Source organism: Alteromonas sp. CyTr2, assembly GCF_947311905.1.
Taxonomy (GTDB): domain Bacteria; phylum Pseudomonadota; class Gammaproteobacteria; order Enterobacterales; family Alteromonadaceae; genus Alteromonas; species Alteromonas macleodii.
Window position 1 is genome coordinate 39407 of record NZ_CAMZMZ010000005.1, and the last position, 16113, is coordinate 55519.

Below are 16113 nucleotides of genomic sequence, written 5' to 3' on the forward strand. Positions count from 1 at the left end.
CCATCTAAGTTTAAAAAAAAGTTCATGTAAGCGCGTTATGAGGTTACTTACTGCGCATAATTACTCTATAATCCGCGCCGAAATACTCATCAATCCAAGAGGCAACGCGTCGCATTGGTGGTCGTTGTTTCTAACAAACCAGGTAAATCAATATGTTGGTCCTTCGAGGCGCTCCTGCACTATCAGAGTTTAACCAAACTAAACTGATTGCAAAGCTGGGTCAATCCGGCGTTAGGGTTAAAAACCTATATAGCGAATATGTTCACCTAGTCGATTCCCAAGGTGATTTGTCTAAGCAGCAAATAGAGATACTCGAGAAGCTGCTCACTTACGGCCCCGCGAGGCAAGCACAAACCCCTTCTGGAACCTTCTTCCTCATTACTCCTCGCCCCGGCACTATCTCTCCCTGGTCTTCTAAAGCCACCGACATCGCTCACAACTGCAGTCTAAAAAATATCAACCGCATAGAACGTGGTTGTGCGTTTTATATAGAAACAGAAAACGGTGTGAGTGAAGATGATTTTGCGCTTATCGCTAGTTTCTTACACGACAGAATGACCGAATCAGTGTTCACCAATACTGATGAAGCTGCGGTACTCTTTTCACATACCGAAGCCAATACTTTTACCAGTGTAGATGTATTAGGCGAAGGCAAAGACGCGCTAGTTAATGCAAATGTGTCGTTAGGCCTTGCTTTAGCTGATGATGAGATTGACTACCTGTTTGATAGCTTTACTAAGCTAGGCAGAAACCCGACTGACGTTGAACTTTATATGTTTGCGCAAGCAAACTCTGAACACTGTCGTCACAAAATTTTTAACGCTAGCTGGACCATTGACGGCGAGGACCAAGAAAAGTCGCTGTTTAAAATGATCAAAAACACCTACGAGTTGTTACCTGATCATGTGTATTCAGCTTACAAAGATAACGCAGCGGTAATGGAAGGGTGGCAAGCAGGTCGTTTCTTCCCGAACCCGCAGTCACACCAATACGAATACCATCATGAAAATATTGATATTTTGATGAAGGTAGAAACCCATAATCACCCAACGGCAATTTCACCTTTCCCAGGTGCGGCAACAGGCTCTGGTGGTGAAATCCGTGATGAAGGTGCTACTGGTCGTGGTTCAAAACCTAAAGCGGGTTTGGTTGGTTTTACCGTATCTAACTTACGTATTCCTGGTGCTGAACAGCCGTGGGAATTCGAATACGGCAAGCCACAGCGCATTGTAAGCGCCCTTGATATTATGCTTGAAGGCCCACTAGGTGGCGCAGCGTTTAACAACGAATTTGGTCGTCCTGCGCTACTGGGTTATTTCCGTACCTTTGAACAAGAAGTCAATAGCTTCAACGGTGTTGAAGTGCGCGGCTATCACAAACCTATTATGTTAGCTGGTGGTTTAGGTAATATTCGTCGCGAGCATATTGAAAAAGGCGAAATTACGGTAGGCGCTAAGCTTATTGTGCTTGGCGGCCCTGCAATGAACATTGGTCTTGGCGGCGGTGCAGCCTCATCAATGGCATCTGGCCAATCAAACGAAGACTTAGACTTTGCTTCAGTACAGCGAGATAATCCTGAAATGGAGCGTCGCTGTCAGGAAGTGATTGATGCATGTTGGCAGTTGGGGGATAACAACCCTATCCAGTTTATCCACGATGTGGGCGCAGGTGGTCTTTCAAATGCACTGCCTGAGCTGGTTAATGACGGTGGCCGCGGCGGTAACTTTGAACTTAGAAAAGTATTGTCAGATGAGCCAGGTATGACACCTTTAGAGCTATGGTGTAACGAATCCCAAGAGCGCTATGTTTTATCTGTCGCGCCTGAAAATATGCCAGTGTTCGAAGCAATTTGTGCCCGCGAACGCGCGCCGTTTGCTGTGGTTGGTGAAGCCACTGCCGAGCAGCACCTCAACCTGAACGACAGCCAGTTTGACAACAAACCTATCGATATGCCTCTTGATGTACTTTTAGGCAAGCCGCCTAAAATGCACCGCGACGTAAGCTCGACCAAGGTTAGCTCGCCAGCGCTAAACGAGGCAGGCATTACCTTAAGTGATGCAGCAAATCGCATTTTATCTTTGCCTACCGTGGCAGAGAAAACCTTCCTTATCACCATTGGCGACCGTTCGGTTACCGGCCTTGTAAGTCGCGATCAAATGGTAGGCCCATGGCAGGTGCCAGTGGCAGATGTGGCGGTTACTGCAACAGCGTTTGACACCTACCACGGTGAAGCGATGTCGATGGGTGAGCGTACGCCTGTCGCGTTACTATCGCACGGCGCGTCTGCACGTCTTGCTGTGGGTGAAGCGTTAACCAATATTGCCGCAGCAAACATCGGCGATATTAAGCGCATTAAACTGTCAGCAAACTGGATGGCAGCAGCTGGACATCCAGGTGAAGATGCGGGTCTTTATGAAGCGGTTAAAGCAGTGGGTGAGGAGCTTTGCCCAGAGCTTGGCCTAACCATTCCTGTGGGTAAAGACTCTATGTCGATGAAAACCGCATGGAATGAAAACGGTGAAGATAAAGCGGTGACTTCTCCGCTATCACTCGTTATCTCTGCCTTTGGCGCAGTAAAAGATATTCGCAAAACCCTAACGCCTCAGCTACGTACAGACAAAGGCGCAAGCCGCTTGCTGCTACTCGACTTGGGCGAAGGGAAAAATCGCTTGGGCGCAAGCTGCCTGGCACAAGTCTATACTCAGCTTGGTGATAGCCCAGCAGATGTGGTCTCTGCAAATCGCCTTAAAGCCTTCTTTGACGCAATGCAGACGTTAATTGAAAAAGGCTTGGTGTGTGCTTATCACGACCGTTCAGACGGTGGCCTGTTTACCACCGTTGCTGAAATGGCCTTTGCTGGTAAAACAGGTGTAAGCATTAACCTTGATAGCCTAGTTGGAAACGACATTGCCGTATTGTTCAATGAAGAACTAGGTGGCGTAATCCAAGTGCTTGAAAGCGATATGGATGCCGTTAACGCAGTACTGACTGAATTCGGTTTAACTGAATTGACTCACGATATCGGTACGCTTAATAGCACCGACATGATTGAGTTTAGTCGCGGTGGCGTTGCTGTACTTGCAGATAGCCGCGTATCAATGCGTACGACGTGGGCACAAACCACGTTTGAAATGCAGAAACTGCGTGATAACCCTGAATGTGCTGAACAAGAACACGCGGCAAAGCAAGATGCTGCCGACCCAGGTTTGCATGCTGCGTTGTCTTATGATGTAAACGAAGACGTAGCAGCGCCCTATATTGCCAAAGGCGTTAAGCCAAAAGTGGCGATATTAAGAGAGCAGGGCGTAAACTCGCATCTAGAAATGGCGGCTGCATTTACCCGTGCAGGCTTTGATGCTATCGATGTGCACATGAGTGACGTGTTGTCTGGTCGCATTACCCTTGAACAGTTTGCGGGCCTTGCGGCTTGTGGCGGTTTCTCTTACGGCGATGTATTAGGTGCAGGTGAAGGTTGGGCGAAATCTATATTGTTCAACAGCATGGCTCGCGACCAGTTTGAAGGCTTCTTCAACCGTAACGATACGTTCAGCTTAGGTGTGTGTAACGGCTGTCAGATGCTATCGAACCTTAAATCACTGATTCCAGGTACTGAGCATTGGCCACATTTCGTGACCAACCAGTCGGCGCGATTTGAAGCTCGTGTTGCAATGGTCGAAGTGATGGAGTCTAAGTCTGTGCTGCTTGATGGCATGGCAGGTTCGCGTATGCCTATTGCTGTGTCGCACGGTGAAGGTCAGGCTGAATTTGCCAATGACAACGCGCTGTCACAAGTAGGCGCGCAGGTGGCGATGCGTTACGTAGACAACTACGGCAAGCCAACCATGCAATATCCGGCAAACCCGAATGGTTCACCGCAGGGGATCACAGGTCTAACTTCACTAGACGGACGCAGCACCATCATGATGCCGCACCCTGAACGTGTATTCAGAGCCGTGGCAAACTCGTGGCGTCCAGACGATTGGCAAGAAGATGGTGCGTGGATGCGTATCTTCAGAAATGCCCGTAAATTTGTTGGGTAACAAAGCACTGTTAGTTCGATAAAAACAGGGGGAAACCCCTGTTTATCTTTCGAAAAAATACTGTTTAATAAACGTTCATACCATAAATAGGTGTCAAAGCTTTGGCAAAGTGTCAAAAATCTGATTTTTGCCCTTGTCATCAGTTTGTCACTGATCTATTGTAGTGCAAGCAAGGAATGCAATTAGGTTACAGGAGTTGAGTTAGGGTTGTACCAGTGAAAGGCATGTGCCGGCTGGTTTAAATAATAAGAGACGACCGATGAATCGTTCTTCTAAAGGGTTTGGCTTAACCGGAGTGGCTGTAGCTGTAGTGCTGATGTTCGTAACTGCTGTTTTTAGCACATCTGCGAAGTCTGCCGAAGCTCCAACAACGCTAAGTGTGCAGTCTTCAGTTAAGTAGTCTGAAAGAAAAATTCTAACGCCCGTATCAAGTTGCTTGATACGGGCGTTAATCATTAGGGGACAATAAAAACGTTCAGCATATAGCGCTTCATGAGAAAAGCCTAAAAGCTACACCTAAAGACAAGCCCAAAAAAGCAAAGCTGACTCAACGAGTTATTGCCTCTCATTTTATCCTTTCTTATTTTTTTCTCTGTTAATTAATTTCTGCTGCGGATGTTTTTTCAAAAGCACATATGTAGCACCAAAGCCTCCGTGCATCGGTTGAGCCGTATGGTAGGCAATGACTTCGTCTAGTTCTCTTAGCCAATGGTTAACATAACTTTTTTTCAAAGCGGGAAAGGGTTTGCTATTTTCACCTGTTCCATGTTTTATGAGCAGTGCACGAACCCCGCGTTCGTGACTAGATTTAATGGTGCTATAAATCAGGTCTCGGCTTTGTTCTAAGGTTTTTCCTGAAAGTGTTACGTTGGCCTCTAATGGATATTTACCAAGGCGAAGTTTTTTAAAAACACCGTCTTGAATACCGGGCTGCTGGAAGTGTATAAAATCATCAGGGGGTACCGGCTTCACACCTTCCATGCTCAGTGGGTTAGCGAGTTTTTCGCGGACGCCTAACTGCCTAGCCGCTCTTTTTTGTTTTTCAGCGAGCGCTTTTTCAGGATCGTGTAATAAAGCCTTATCATCTGAAGCGATTGGTTTTACATCTTGCATTTCTGCAAAAAACGAATCGATATCGTCGTTTTCAAATTGGCTCATATTAATCCCCGTATAAGCTACTTCTCTATCTTTTATACGCTATTTCTGCCCCGTTGGTCTATGGAGCATAACCGCTCGATATATCACCGGGCGCAACGAACAGCAGCACCGTCGATTGCAGTGTAATTATAAAGTGGGGATTAAATTCTAAAAATCATCGTTTAGTAAATGGCACCGGGTTCCGCTAAAGCTTCAATAGCATCCCACTCTTCTTCAGAAAATGGGCACTGCTCAGCTGTTTCGGCACAACTATCAGCGTTATCAGGTGGGGGGAAATCGAAAGTCATAATGCTCTCCTGTTTTGAAGAGTATTACTTAAATTGGCTAAATTACAACCAAAGTATAATAAATTCTTCAATATTACAGGCGACGGTGTGTATAAGCATCTTTACTAAAAAGCAGAAACGTTGCGCAATTAATGGCGTCCCCAGCTGGAATCGAACCAACATCTAAGCCTTAGGAGGGCCTTGTTTTATCCATTAAACTATGGGGACCTAATGCGTAGGGAGTTTTATTATACGTAGTTCGGGAAAATACGAAACCCTTTGTCAACAAGGTGCAGCGCTATGAGAAGAACGTCTCTGTCACTGACGTGAAAGTAATGTGCCCATGGCCTGGTTTTCTAATGCATATAAAAAACCCTCGTAGATACGAGGGCTTTGGCTATGGTCAGCGTATTTTTAAATATCAAAGTGTACCGCTAGTCTCGTAAATCTAAAGAGCAGTGTATGGGGATTGTTCAATTTGATAATTTTATATGCCGCTGTTGGATAAAACAGCATGTTTTGTTGAACAAAATCCCTACGATAGTTTGGATTCTAACAAAAACGAATTGAAGTAAAAGATTATAGTTACACTTTATTCAATGCTTGAAGTAATTGATGTTCGATACATTTCCAAAGGCAATTATTTCACTTAGATGACGAAAGTACTATATAAACTGGGAACTCTAAACTGTTTAAGGCAGATCGAGAAAGACTATTTTTTTACTACAAAATCGTGTTCTTGAATGTTTGCGATAATTCCTGCACCTTCGTTTACTACTAGAGACGAATTACCGTAGGCACTACTCACTACAAATTTGCCAGGATATAGCGAGTACTGTAAGTATTTACGGCCACGGTTATCGACAATCTCTTTAGCTTGATAAAGGTATAGTTCATCTTTTTCAGAAATGCCATTGTCTCTGCCTAACGATACAGAAATTTTATCGCCGGCAACATTAATCACTCTACCTGTCATTGGCTGGCATGCAGTGGCTTCTTTTATGTCTTCAATCGCTTCTGCTATTGTCGCGTTGACAGTTTGCCCATAAAGCGACTGCCAAAACTTCGTCGAAAATTCATCTACATCTTCGAATCTGTCGAATGTCCATTCTCCTTGATTCTGATAAGACTTAGTCAACAACAGGCCTCCATTAATGCCGTCATAAACTTGAATGGTCATAGCAAAGGAGCGTCGAGAAGTACCCTCACGCCACGGTGTAAAAACCGAAGCCTCTTCCCGTGTCACGCTTAAATCATCTATCATGCCCACCAGCACAAATTGAGTATTACTTTGCGCTGAAAGCGTGCGTACATTTTGGTCAGTATATCGACTGTCAAATTTTGCAGTATGTGGCGCGATATAGATAATATCTAGGTTTTCAGTTTTATTTCGCATGGCCTGCGCTAACTGATGGGTGAATGAAGCATCGAAGTTGGGAATATTACCCTGTGTTAGTTGCGCTCTGTTACGTACCCTGAAATGTGTGGTAGCGAAATGTTTCTGGTCATTTTGTGCGGCACACACTTTTCCTCTTGGAAAAATGTCAGCGCGAATACTTACCGTAATCACATCGCCGCTATAAACTTCATCAACCAGTTCCAGTTGTTCAACTTCGCCGGTAGAGCGAATGGTCATCTCTTCATTTTTAAGAAGACCATTTGTAAGCTTGGCGACGCTATGAACTGATGCGCCTGCAAAAAGCATGGCTTGCTTAAGTGCCTCTTGGGTAGCCGCATGTCTGGCAGTTTCTTTATCACCATTTCGCACCACAGCCTGTCCTGTAGCCTCGTACCACACGGCATTTGCTTGCCCAACGAAAAATGCAAACAGGCAAATTACCGCCACGACAGCATTTAAAATAGTTACCAGCGTTGTTTTGCTAATATATCGCACCGCACACCTCTGGAGGTTGTTGTCTAACTGCGCTATGCAAAGCGCCCGGTTTATAAGGCGAAGTATGCGAAAAGAGTGCCAATTGATGTGGTTTGGTCTTCATTAAATCAATCGGGCGCATATCTTGCACATATCTTGCAACGCGTATCTTGCTAAAGGTTTGTAAAAAGCGTCAGTTTAAATACGTCAAAATCTGCTACCGCGAGTATGGCGGTATCTCGTAGTTACAAAGCTGCCACCGACGAGAGCAGCATAACTACACATTTGATTTTATTAATAATGCAATTTGGAAATGAAACTATGTGCTTGAAAAAAATACATAAATCAAAATCGCTGCTGCTGTCTTGCTTTCTTGGTTTAGCAATAAGCACTGGTGGATGCGGCATTATTGATAAACACGTTGAGTGGGAAACAATAGAACCAGAAAGCTATCCCGTGCTCAAGGCGGTAGGCTATGCGCCAATTTCTTCTCAGCATGGCGAAAGCGACAGCATGAAGCTTATATTGGCGATGAAAGCGTCAAAATTAGATGCATACCGAGAGCTAACTGAACAAGTCTATGGTCAAAAAATTGAAGGCAATCAGTCTCTGTCTCACTTGGTTATAGATAGCGAAACATTGCGAGCATCTGTAGAGGGGGTCATTAGAGGCGCTGAAGTCGTAAAAGCCTATCCGGTAGGTGAAGATACATACGTCACCGAACTCGCTTTAGATATGCAGCAGGTTTACGATATATATCTGTCGACCGCAAAACCGCGCCGAGTAAAGGATGTTAAGTATTATTAAACGATAGCGAAAGGGGTGTTTGCGCAAGTGGCTGTATCGTGAAGTCTTAAAACATGCGCAAATACACAGAGGTATAATTTACTTTTACCGGTTAAGGCTTAATGGTTAAAGCTCGCTGAGTGAGGTTTACTGAAATCGCAAAAAAATTAGGCGCTCACTCCCGACCCTAAAGTCCCGCCTTTCGGCTTTCCTTTTTTGTCATAGGTGAGCGATTCTTTGGCACGAACTTCCATCATCAAGTTACGTAAGTGTGTGAGGCGTAGCTGTCCTTGCTCTACGGCTTTTTGATTGACCTGCGTGCGGTATTTGCAATCGTCCAGAAGTTTCTTTGCATTAGCCATTAATGCATCATCTTCTTCTGACATTGAGCCTTGATCGCTAATTGTGCGCTCAATGCTTCCATCGAGAGCCTGAATAGACGTTAACAGTGCTGTCTTTTCGTCTAACAAATTCATTAAAGATTCGGCGTCTCGCGAACTGATAAGTTGCAATTCTTTTTCAAGCAATACGGCAAGTGAAGACAGTTGCTCCACTTGCTTTATTAGTGCTTGTGTCAATTGGCTTGCTTGTTCAGTCACGTTAGCTCTCTTCTGGTTAGTTACGAGTTTTGTCGCTCATTATTTAGCGCCAAAAATCTCACCTTCTAGTTTTGCAATCTTGTTGGCAAGCACTTCAGGATTAACTTTATACTCGCCACTTTGAATCGCTCGCTTAAGGCGATCGACTTTATCTTGGTTCACAGGCGCTTCCGAACCTTTCTTCTGAACCTGGTTGAGCTGCTGAGCAGATTGCGTCAACGATACAGAATCCTGACGCGGAACTGATGCGGTTTGCGCAGCCTGTGTTGATGCCTGCTGTGGAGATTGCTGCGTTTGGTTTTGCTGCGCAACCTTTCCATTATCAACGGGTGTTTTAGGTAACCCATTGTTTATATTATTAATTGCCATAATTAGTCCTCACTACTTTTTCGCCTCTGTAAAGTATATCGGCCTTTTGGCTAATTTCTTTAGCTAAATTGTGAACAAAAAAGTAGATATTCGCTGCGTCGTTTATAAGTGTATCACGACTTCTTCAGGGCTTGCGACTCTTGCTATCACCGCCTTTTGGCTACTGGCATTAATTACCTTAATATTGTCACCAACGACACCGTCTTGCTGAGCGATTCCGGCTGTTTTCACTTCCATACCTGCTACCTCAGCAGTTATGGTAATTCTGTCGCCTTTGCACACAAAGCATAGCATATTTGACTGTATAGCTTGTCCGTCAGTCACTCGGCGTTTTATTCTAGCCCCAATAAGCGCTTCTAGCTCAGTAAATGCGGTATAGCGTAATCGTCTTACATCAACTTTTGCCAGAGACAGATTCGATGATGTCAGTACGGTTCCTGGACTTATTGCGCCTTGAGTGACAACAATTTCTTTGGTACGCGTTACTTGCCCGCTGGTGAAAAGGTACCATTCATTATTTCTGCAGCTCACTCTAACTGATATATACGATTGGCTCAGCGCTTCTTGCGACGCATTGTATTCGAACCCAGTTGGGCAGTCAGGAATATTTATCCTATCGTCTATCTTCACAATAGACACATCAATGCTAGTATCCTGCGTATTATCAGCAAGTTGAGTTATTAGGTATTGTTTTGCGCCTTCTTCAACCTGTTTGTGATTGGTTTGTGTCGCCAAGCAGTTCATAGAAAGCACACTGAAAACGGTCAATGACAGTAATCGTGTGAATGTAAGGCGCGTTTTGGCGTTCATATTTTTCATCATGACTTTTCGTGTTCAGTTTACAAGTTATTGACTATGCTTAATACGGCCGGTTTGCTTAGTGCAAATAAATAACAGCCAAAGTAAATCCATAAGGTTTACAAGCACGAGCGTCAACGCAGGATCATTGACTAAGTTAAGGTATAAACCCTACTAAAGACTGAAAAATGCTATTTAGTGTCATTTTTCTGTCGTTTGACCTGCAAAAATTTAGTGATATTGTCTATCTTTATCATAAGAGGCAATGATCATGCCCAGTATTACTTAGAGGTGACCTATGTCGGGGATTTTAGATTCAGTAAACCAGCGCACGCAGCTTGTTGGGCAGAATCGCTTAGAGTTGCTGCTGTTTAGACTGAACGGCCGCCAACGCTTTGGAATTAACGTTTTTAAAGTGCGGGAAGTGCTTCAGTGTCCTCCGCTAACAGCAATGCCGAAATTAAACCCGTTGGTTCGTGGTGTGGCGCACATCCGTGGTCAAACTATATCGGTCATTGATTTAAGTATGGCAACACGCGGCCGTAAAATTGAAGATCTCTCTAATGCCTTTATTGTCATTGCGGAATATAACCGTTCAGTTCAGGGCTTTTTGGTGGGTGCCGTAGAGCGTATTATCAACACCAATTGGGATGCGATCATGCCGCCACCCCAAGGTACTGGCAGAGCAAGCTATTTAACGGCGGTGACTGAAGTTGAAAATGAACTTATTGAAATTCTAGACGTTGAGAAAATTTTAAATGAAATTTCTCCGTTGAATGCCGAAGTAAGTTCTGAGGTGGCAGAAGGTCTGACAACCGAAGGCCAAGAAAACAAAATTATCTTTATTGCAGATGACTCTGCGGTAGCGCGAAACCAGGTTAAAAAGGCCCTAACTTCACTAGGCTTAGAAATTGAGCTAGCTAAAAACGGTCTTGAAGCATTAAACAGGCTTAAAGAAATTGCGGAAGAGTACGGCGATGTAACGAACCGTGTAGGCGTGCTGGTCTCAGATATCGAGATGCCAGAAATGGACGGCTATACACTAACCGCCGAAATTAAGAATACGCCTGAACTTCAAAAGCTTCATGTTGTATTGCATACGTCGCTCAGTGGTGTCTTCAACCAAGCTATGGTGCAAAAAGTAGGGGCTGATGACTTTATCGCGAAATTCCATCCCGATGAACTTGCTACCGCGGTACAAAAGTGGCTAATGACTGAGTGCGAATAACGGAGCAAGATAGGATTGGCTAATAAAGACGTTTCGCCAGCAAGTTACCTCAAGTTTAGAGAGTTTTTGGAAAAGCAATGCGGCATAGTATTAGGTGATAATAAACAATACCTGGTGCGCAGCCGTTTAGCTTCATTACTCTATAAGCATAAGTATGAGTCTGCTGACGAACTGATTGACGTGGTTGTGAAAGGGTTCGACAGAACCTTACTACAGAACGTTATTGACGCAATGACCACAAACGAAACGTTGTGGTTTCGAGACAACTATCCCTTCGATTTACTTGTAAAAGAGTTACTACCAACACTATCGGCAAAAAATCAGAAGCTTCGCATATGGAGTGCCGCTTGTTCGTCTGGACAAGAGCCTTATTCTATTGCGATGTCTGTACTTGAATATCAGCGCCAAAGGCCAGGTGCATTAAGAGCGGGTGTTGAGATTGTTGCTACAGATTTATCGTCAGAAATGCTGCAAAAGTGTGAGTTAGGTATTTATGACGAACTGTCCCTTGCAAGGGGATTGTCCCCGCAAAGGAGACAGGCCTTTTTCCAGCAAAATGATAGCGGGCTTATGCAGGTAAAACCCGACGTTCGTCGGATGGTAAGCTTTAGAAGTCTAAATTTACTTTCGAGCTATGCAGCACTTGGCCGCTTTGATATCGTTTTTTGCCGTAATGTTTTGATTTATTTCTCGGCCGAAGTAAAACAACGCATCCTGCAACAAATTGCCGGACAGCTGCAGCCTCAGGGTGTGCTTTTCCTTGGCGCCTCTGAATCAATCAGCGCTGCAAGTGATACCTACAGTATGGTTAAGTGCCACCCTGGCCTTTACTACCAAAAAAAATGATCTAACTTATCGGCCTGATAACTAATACTTTTTTTACGATCAGGTCGACACTTTTGACTTACACCCTCCGTCAAAATCTCATTATGGCATTTGCCTTGCTAACTATTTCTACAAACGACAGTAAAACGGCAAGATTCGATATTTAATTGTCCGCTTACATTGTCACCACGAACAAATTTTTAGTATGTCAGAGGTCATGTTATGGCTATTAACCTAGATAAGCTGGTTGGCTTTCATGAGTCAGCACTCACTATACGCACAGAGCGTATGGAAGTGATTTCTGGAAATCTAGCGAACGCAAACACGCCTGGTTATAAAGCGCGGGACATTGATTTTAATAAAGCAATGCAGTCGGCTATGCGAGAAGCATCTGGTGGTACAGCCAATCACGCTTCTTCAGGAATGGTGCGGACAAATGATCGCCACTTAAGCGGCAATTCGACGTCAGTAGCGGCAAACTTTGACATGCAATACCGCATCCCAACACAACCAGACACTGGCGACGGTAATACGGTTGAAGTTCAAGCGGAAAGAAATCGGTTTTTAGACAATGGATTGCGCTACCAAGCCAGCCTAGAATTTTTGAACGGAAAAATTAAAGGCATGAAAAAAGCGCTTAGCTCAGGAGGCCAGTAGTCATGAGTTTATTTAATGTAATGCAAATTTCGAGTACGGGTATGGAGGCGGAGAATGTACGTCTTAATACTACGGCAAGTAATATTGCCAACGCTAACTCGGTTAGCAGCAGCTATGACGAAACATACCGAGCTCGCCATCCAGTTTTCGCTACGGCGTTGCAAGATGCAATGCGCGACCAGTCGAAAGGTGCAGGTGTTCAAGTAAAGGGGATTGTAGAAAGTGATGCTCCTTTGCAAGTGGAGTATTCACCTAATAACCCGATGGCAGATGAAAACGGCTACATCTATAAACCCAACGTGAACATTGTGGAAGAGATGGCGAATATGATGTCAGCGTCCAAAGCGTATGAAACTAACGTGCAGGTTGCGGACACCACAAAGCGTATTTTCCGTCGCGTATTGCAGCTAGGTCAAGGGCAGTAACTTGCCGCTTGAATAATGTGAGGATTACTCAGTGAATACCATAAACAATACTGGCTTAAATACTGATCTGTATTGGCAAGAGGAAACCGTCAAAATAGCTGACGGCACCGAGCAGCAGTTAACCCAGGAAGATTTCTTCTCAATGTTAACTGAGCAGTTAGCCAATCAGGATCCCACTGCACCCGTTGATAACGATCAAATGGTAGCGCAGATGACATCATTTACGATGGCAGACGGTATTTCCCAACTTAACGAAAAGTTTGAGTCGTTTGCAGCTTCAATGACATCGAATCAAGCGTTACAAGCTTCTAGTCTTATCGGGCAAAACGTGCTGGTTCAAGGTAACGTGGGTTATATGGCCAATGAAGGCGATGGCATTTCGGGTGTCATCGTGAATGAAAAAACAGTTCAGAATATGACGATCACTATTGAGAACCAGTTTGGTGAAGTCATAAAAACCATTGATGCAGGCACACAAAGCGCTGGCAACATTGAGTTTGAATGGGATGGCAAAGATAAGCATGGCAACCAGATGGCACCGGGTGAATATGTTATCAGTGCCACTGGCGAGTTGAATGGAGAAGGTGTTCAGCTGAATACCGCCGTTAATCGCCATGTTGGAAGTGTAAGCTTGGCTGGTAGTGGTCAAGGCGTAATTTTGAATTTGGATGGTGATGTCAGTATCAATCTTGATGACGTCATTCAAATCGGCAGTTAGTAGGAGAATCAATAATGTCTTTTAATATTGCACTGAGTGGCGTATCAGCCGCACAAAAAGATTTGGATGTAACCGCCAACAACATCGCAAACGTAAATACAGTTGGCTTTAAAGAATCTCGCGCTGAATTTGGCGATGTTTATGCGGCATCACTGCTTTCAGGTGGTAAAACTAAAGTAGGTGACGGTGTACTCACTCAAGAAGTTGCTCAGCAATTTTCTCAAGGTAGCCTTCAGTTTACCAATACCTCGCTCGATTTGGCGATCACAGGTAATGGTTTCTTTGCGACAGTACCTGAAATTACGTCTCGCGACTTCTCGTTCACACGTGCGGGTCAGTTCAAGTTAGATAGCGACAATTTCGTGGTTAACAGTAACGGCGATAACTTATTGGGTTTCCCCGTTAACTCTGATGGTACAAGTGCCTCGGTAGCACTTAGTACTACAGAGCCAGTACGTATCCCAGATTCTTCGGGTTCTCCCGCACAAACCACAGAAGTTGACATTCGAATGAACTTGCCTGCTGGTGATGCAGCCCTAGATCCACAAGATTTTGACCCTGAAGATCCGCTTACCTACAACGCAGCAACATCGGTAACCGTTTACGATTCGTTAGGTGATAGTCACGTAATGACCTATTACTTCATAAAGGATGCGACACCGGGTGTTGATAATGAGTGGTATGTTGCTACTGCAATCGATGACACGCTAGTTGATATGACAGATTCAGCGGGTAATGACACAGACCCAGCAACAGCAGTAAATAGTGTCGGTGGTAACACTGGTAACGCCGTAACAGCATCTAAACTCATCTTCTCTCAAGGCGGTGATTTCGCTGGTATGGAAACGCCTGATGGCCTACCTACACTTGATTTCAAAATGGAAACAGAAGCGCTAGGCGCAGGTATTCTTGCTAATGGCTCAGATCCTACGCAGCAAATAAGTATAGATTTCAACCTCGATGTTAATAGCGCTACGCCTAATGAGCCGACTCAGTTCGCCTCTGCGTTCGAGGTTACATCATTAGAACAGGATGGTTTGCCTGTAGGTCGATTGACGGGTATCGATATCGGTCCTGACGGCCTGGTTCGTGCAACGTTCTCTAATGGTACGTCTGAACCTATTGTTCGTGTCGCTTTGGTTCGCTTTTCTAATGAACAAGGCCTAACTCAAGAGAGCAGTACTCAGTGGAAGGAAAGTATTCTTTCTGGTGAGGCACTAGCGGGTGAAGCAACAACTGGTACTTTCGGCGAAATTAACTCTTCGGCGCTAGAACAAGCTAACGTTAACCTTACCACTGAGCTCATCGATATGATTATCGCTCAGCGTAACTTCCAGGCAAACTCGCGTGCGCTTGAAGTGAACAACTCGCTAAACCAGACTATCCTTAACATTCGATAGTTTGCAGTAAGCTACATTAGCAGATTGCTAAGCGGCAAATTTTAGGCGCGGAAAACCGTACCTATTTGACCCGATTTAGAAAGGTCGCAACAATGCGACCTTTTTATTTTTCTATATATATCAATTCAATACCGCCCTTATTTTTCAATTGCACTAAATATCCACAGATTGGCACTGCCTTTGCAAAATCTTGTTTAAGGTTTAATCAGAGTCAAAAGTCAGTCATGGACAAACTTCTCTATATTTCAGCAAGTGGCGCCTCCCAAGACCTACTAGGAACAGGGATTAGGGCCAATAACTTGGCTAATGCACAGACAACGGGATTCAGAGCGCAGTTAGAGCAGGCAAGGTCAATGCCGGCCTACGGCGAAGGTTTGCCGACTCGCGTGTTTTCCATGACAGAAAGTCCGTCGAATAATTACGAGTCGGGCCCGATGATTAAAACAGATCGCGATTTAGACGTAGCCATTCAAGGTGATGGTTGGTTCGCTGTACAAGATCAAAATGGTCAAGAAGCGTACTCGCGTGATGGAAATTTCAAGTTAGGCGATGACGGAATTTTGACAGATATCCACGATCGCGTCGTGCTTGGTGACAATGGGCCAATATTCCTTCCTGTTCCTTTAGATAACCTCAATATCGCCGCCGATGGCACGTTGTCGATGAGACAGTTAGGTGCCCCTGCCAATGTTATTGAAGAAGTGGGGCGACTTAAATTAGTTAGTCCAAACTATGCAGACATGGAACGTGGCAATGACGGCTTATTTAGAATGGAAGATGGCTCAATAGCGCCAGCCAATGCCAACGTAAAAGTAATGTCGGGCATGCTTGAAGGTTCCAACGTTAATGCTGTTGACGAAATGGTGGACATGATAAGTCTGCAGCGTCACTACGAGCTTCAAGTCAAAATGATGAAGCAAGCAGAAGAGCTTGATACTCGCGGTAATCAGCTACTACGCATCCTGTAAAAG

At 44.6% G+C, this 16113-nt stretch carries 16 protein-coding genes and 1 tRNA gene; 10 read left to right on the plus strand and 7 right to left on the minus strand.

The features are described from left to right. Positions 1 to 152 precede the first annotated feature (152 nt). Positions 153 to 4040 (plus strand): phosphoribosylformylglycinamidine synthase, encoded by a 3888-nt coding sequence (gene purL, locus QME20_RS04690; RefSeq protein WP_156078003.1) that lies wholly within the window; start codon positions 153 to 155, stop codon positions 4038 to 4040. Between the two features lie 259 nt (positions 4041 to 4299). Then, positions 4300 to 4440 (plus strand): hypothetical protein, encoded by a 141-nt coding sequence (locus QME20_RS04695; RefSeq protein ID WP_162889815.1) that lies wholly within the window; start codon positions 4300 to 4302, stop codon positions 4438 to 4440. A 170-nt stretch (positions 4441 to 4610) separates the two neighbouring features. On the opposite strand, the gene smrA is transcribed toward QME20_RS04695, so the two are convergent. The 4 genes from smrA to QME20_RS04715 all read right to left on the minus strand — a co-directional run bounded on the left by smrA (position 4611) and on the right by QME20_RS04715 (position 7358). Next, complete coding sequence (gene smrA, locus QME20_RS04700) at positions 4611 to 5198, minus strand: DNA endonuclease SmrA (RefSeq protein WP_014975863.1); 588 nt, start codon at positions 5196 to 5198, stop codon at positions 4611 to 4613. Between the two features lie 161 nt (positions 5199 to 5359). After that, positions 5360 to 5485, minus strand: coding sequence for a hypothetical protein (locus tag QME20_RS04705; RefSeq protein WP_014948577.1), 126 nt, complete (start codon positions 5483 to 5485; stop codon positions 5360 to 5362). A 132-nt stretch (positions 5486 to 5617) separates the two neighbouring features. Continuing rightward, positions 5618 to 5692, minus strand: a tRNA-Arg gene (locus tag QME20_RS04710). Positions 5693 to 6176: 484 nt separating this feature from the next. After that, a complete protein-coding gene (locus QME20_RS04715) occupies positions 6177 to 7358 on the minus strand; it encodes a flagellar assembly protein T N-terminal domain-containing protein (RefSeq protein ID WP_156078004.1) in 1182 nt (393 codons plus the stop codon). Positions 7359 to 7658: 300 nt separating this feature from the next. Between QME20_RS04715 and QME20_RS04720 the strand changes: the two genes are divergently transcribed. Next, entirely contained in the window at positions 7659 to 8144 is a 486-nt protein-coding gene (locus QME20_RS04720; protein WP_156078005.1) for an LPP20 family lipoprotein, read from the plus strand. A 146-nt stretch (positions 8145 to 8290) separates the two neighbouring features. Here the strand turns inward: QME20_RS04720 and flgN are convergent, their stop codons facing one another. The 3 genes from flgN to flgA all read right to left on the minus strand — a co-directional run bounded on the left by flgN (position 8291) and on the right by flgA (position 9910). Continuing rightward, entirely contained in the window at positions 8291 to 8722 is a 432-nt protein-coding gene (gene flgN, locus QME20_RS04725) for a flagellar export chaperone FlgN (protein ID WP_156078006.1), read from the minus strand. A 39-nt stretch (positions 8723 to 8761) separates the two neighbouring features. Next, complete coding sequence (gene flgM, locus QME20_RS04730; RefSeq protein WP_014948589.1) at positions 8762 to 9091, minus strand: flagellar biosynthesis anti-sigma factor FlgM; 330 nt, start codon at positions 9089 to 9091, stop codon at positions 8762 to 8764. Positions 9092 to 9193: 102 nt separating this feature from the next. Next, positions 9194 to 9910 carry a flagellar basal body P-ring formation chaperone FlgA gene (gene flgA / locus QME20_RS04735; RefSeq protein WP_156079100.1) on the minus strand — a complete coding sequence of 239 codons (717 nt, stop codon included), beginning with the start codon at positions 9908 to 9910 and terminating at the stop codon, positions 9194 to 9196. A 277-nt stretch (positions 9911 to 10187) separates the two neighbouring features. On the opposite strand from flgA, the gene QME20_RS04740 reads away from it, so the two are divergent. From QME20_RS04740 to QME20_RS04770, 7 genes are all read left to right on the plus strand, one after another. Next, the gene (locus QME20_RS04740) at positions 10188 to 11117 is read left to right on the plus strand and encodes a chemotaxis protein CheV (RefSeq protein WP_014948591.1); all 930 of its coding nucleotides are present in this window, start codon (positions 10188 to 10190) and stop codon (positions 11115 to 11117) included. Positions 11118 to 11132: 15 nt separating this feature from the next. Further along, positions 11133 to 11963 carry a protein-glutamate O-methyltransferase CheR gene (locus QME20_RS04745; RefSeq protein ID WP_014975874.1) on the plus strand — a complete coding sequence of 277 codons (831 nt, stop codon included), beginning with the start codon at positions 11133 to 11135 and terminating at the stop codon, positions 11961 to 11963. A 201-nt stretch (positions 11964 to 12164) separates the two neighbouring features. Next, positions 12165 to 12599 carry a flagellar basal body rod protein FlgB gene (gene flgB / locus QME20_RS04750; protein WP_014948594.1) on the plus strand — a complete coding sequence of 145 codons (435 nt, stop codon included), beginning with the start codon at positions 12165 to 12167 and terminating at the stop codon, positions 12597 to 12599. Between the two features lie 2 nt (positions 12600 to 12601). Further along, the gene (gene flgC / locus QME20_RS04755) at positions 12602 to 13024 is read left to right on the plus strand and encodes a flagellar basal body rod protein FlgC (protein WP_012517627.1); all 423 of its coding nucleotides are present in this window, start codon (positions 12602 to 12604) and stop codon (positions 13022 to 13024) included. A 31-nt stretch (positions 13025 to 13055) separates the two neighbouring features. Further along, complete coding sequence (flgD, locus tag QME20_RS04760; RefSeq protein WP_012517628.1) at positions 13056 to 13742, plus strand: flagellar hook assembly protein FlgD; 687 nt, start codon at positions 13056 to 13058, stop codon at positions 13740 to 13742. Positions 13743 to 13756: 14 nt separating this feature from the next. Further along, positions 13757 to 15142: a flagellar hook protein FlgE gene (flgE, locus tag QME20_RS04765; protein ID WP_101563668.1), complete on the plus strand. Its 1386-nt coding sequence runs from the start codon at positions 13757 to 13759 to the stop codon at positions 15140 to 15142. Positions 15143 to 15366: 224 nt separating this feature from the next. After that, on the plus strand, positions 15367 to 16110 hold the full coding sequence (locus QME20_RS04770; protein WP_014948597.1) for a flagellar basal body rod protein FlgF: 744 nt from the start codon (positions 15367 to 15369) through the stop codon (positions 16108 to 16110). Positions 16111 to 16113: the final 3 nt, after the last annotated feature.

Excerpts from the sequence above, each read along its gene's own strand:
- purL (WP_156078003.1), top strand. The coding sequence starts at position 153 with ATGTTGGTCCTTCGAGGCGCTCCTGCACTATCAGAGTTTAACCAAACT.
- QME20_RS04695 (WP_162889815.1), top strand. The coding sequence starts at position 4,300 with ATGAATCGTTCTTCTAAAGGGTTTGGCTTAACCGGAGTGGCTGTAGCT.
- smrA (WP_014975863.1), bottom strand. The coding sequence starts at position 5,198 with ATGAGCCAATTTGAAAACGACGATATCGATTCGTTTTTTGCAGAAATG.
- QME20_RS04705 (WP_014948577.1), bottom strand. The coding sequence starts at position 5,485 with ATGACTTTCGATTTCCCCCCACCTGATAACGCTGATAGTTGTGCCGAA.
- QME20_RS04720 (WP_156078005.1), top strand. The coding sequence starts at position 7,659 with ATGTGCTTGAAAAAAATACATAAATCAAAATCGCTGCTGCTGTCTTGC.
- flgM (WP_014948589.1), bottom strand. The coding sequence starts at position 9,091 with ATGGCAATTAATAATATAAACAATGGGTTACCTAAAACACCCGTTGAT.
- flgA (WP_156079100.1), bottom strand. The coding sequence starts at position 9,910 with ATGAAAAATATGAACGCCAAAACGCGCCTTACATTCACACGATTACTG.
- QME20_RS04740 (WP_014948591.1), top strand. The coding sequence starts at position 10,188 with ATGTCGGGGATTTTAGATTCAGTAAACCAGCGCACGCAGCTTGTTGGG.
- flgB (WP_014948594.1), top strand. The coding sequence starts at position 12,165 with ATGGCTATTAACCTAGATAAGCTGGTTGGCTTTCATGAGTCAGCACTC.
- flgC (WP_012517627.1), top strand. The coding sequence starts at position 12,602 with ATGAGTTTATTTAATGTAATGCAAATTTCGAGTACGGGTATGGAGGCG.
- flgE (WP_101563668.1), top strand. The coding sequence starts at position 13,757 with ATGTCTTTTAATATTGCACTGAGTGGCGTATCAGCCGCACAAAAAGAT.
- QME20_RS04770 (WP_014948597.1), top strand. The coding sequence starts at position 15,367 with ATGGACAAACTTCTCTATATTTCAGCAAGTGGCGCCTCCCAAGACCTA.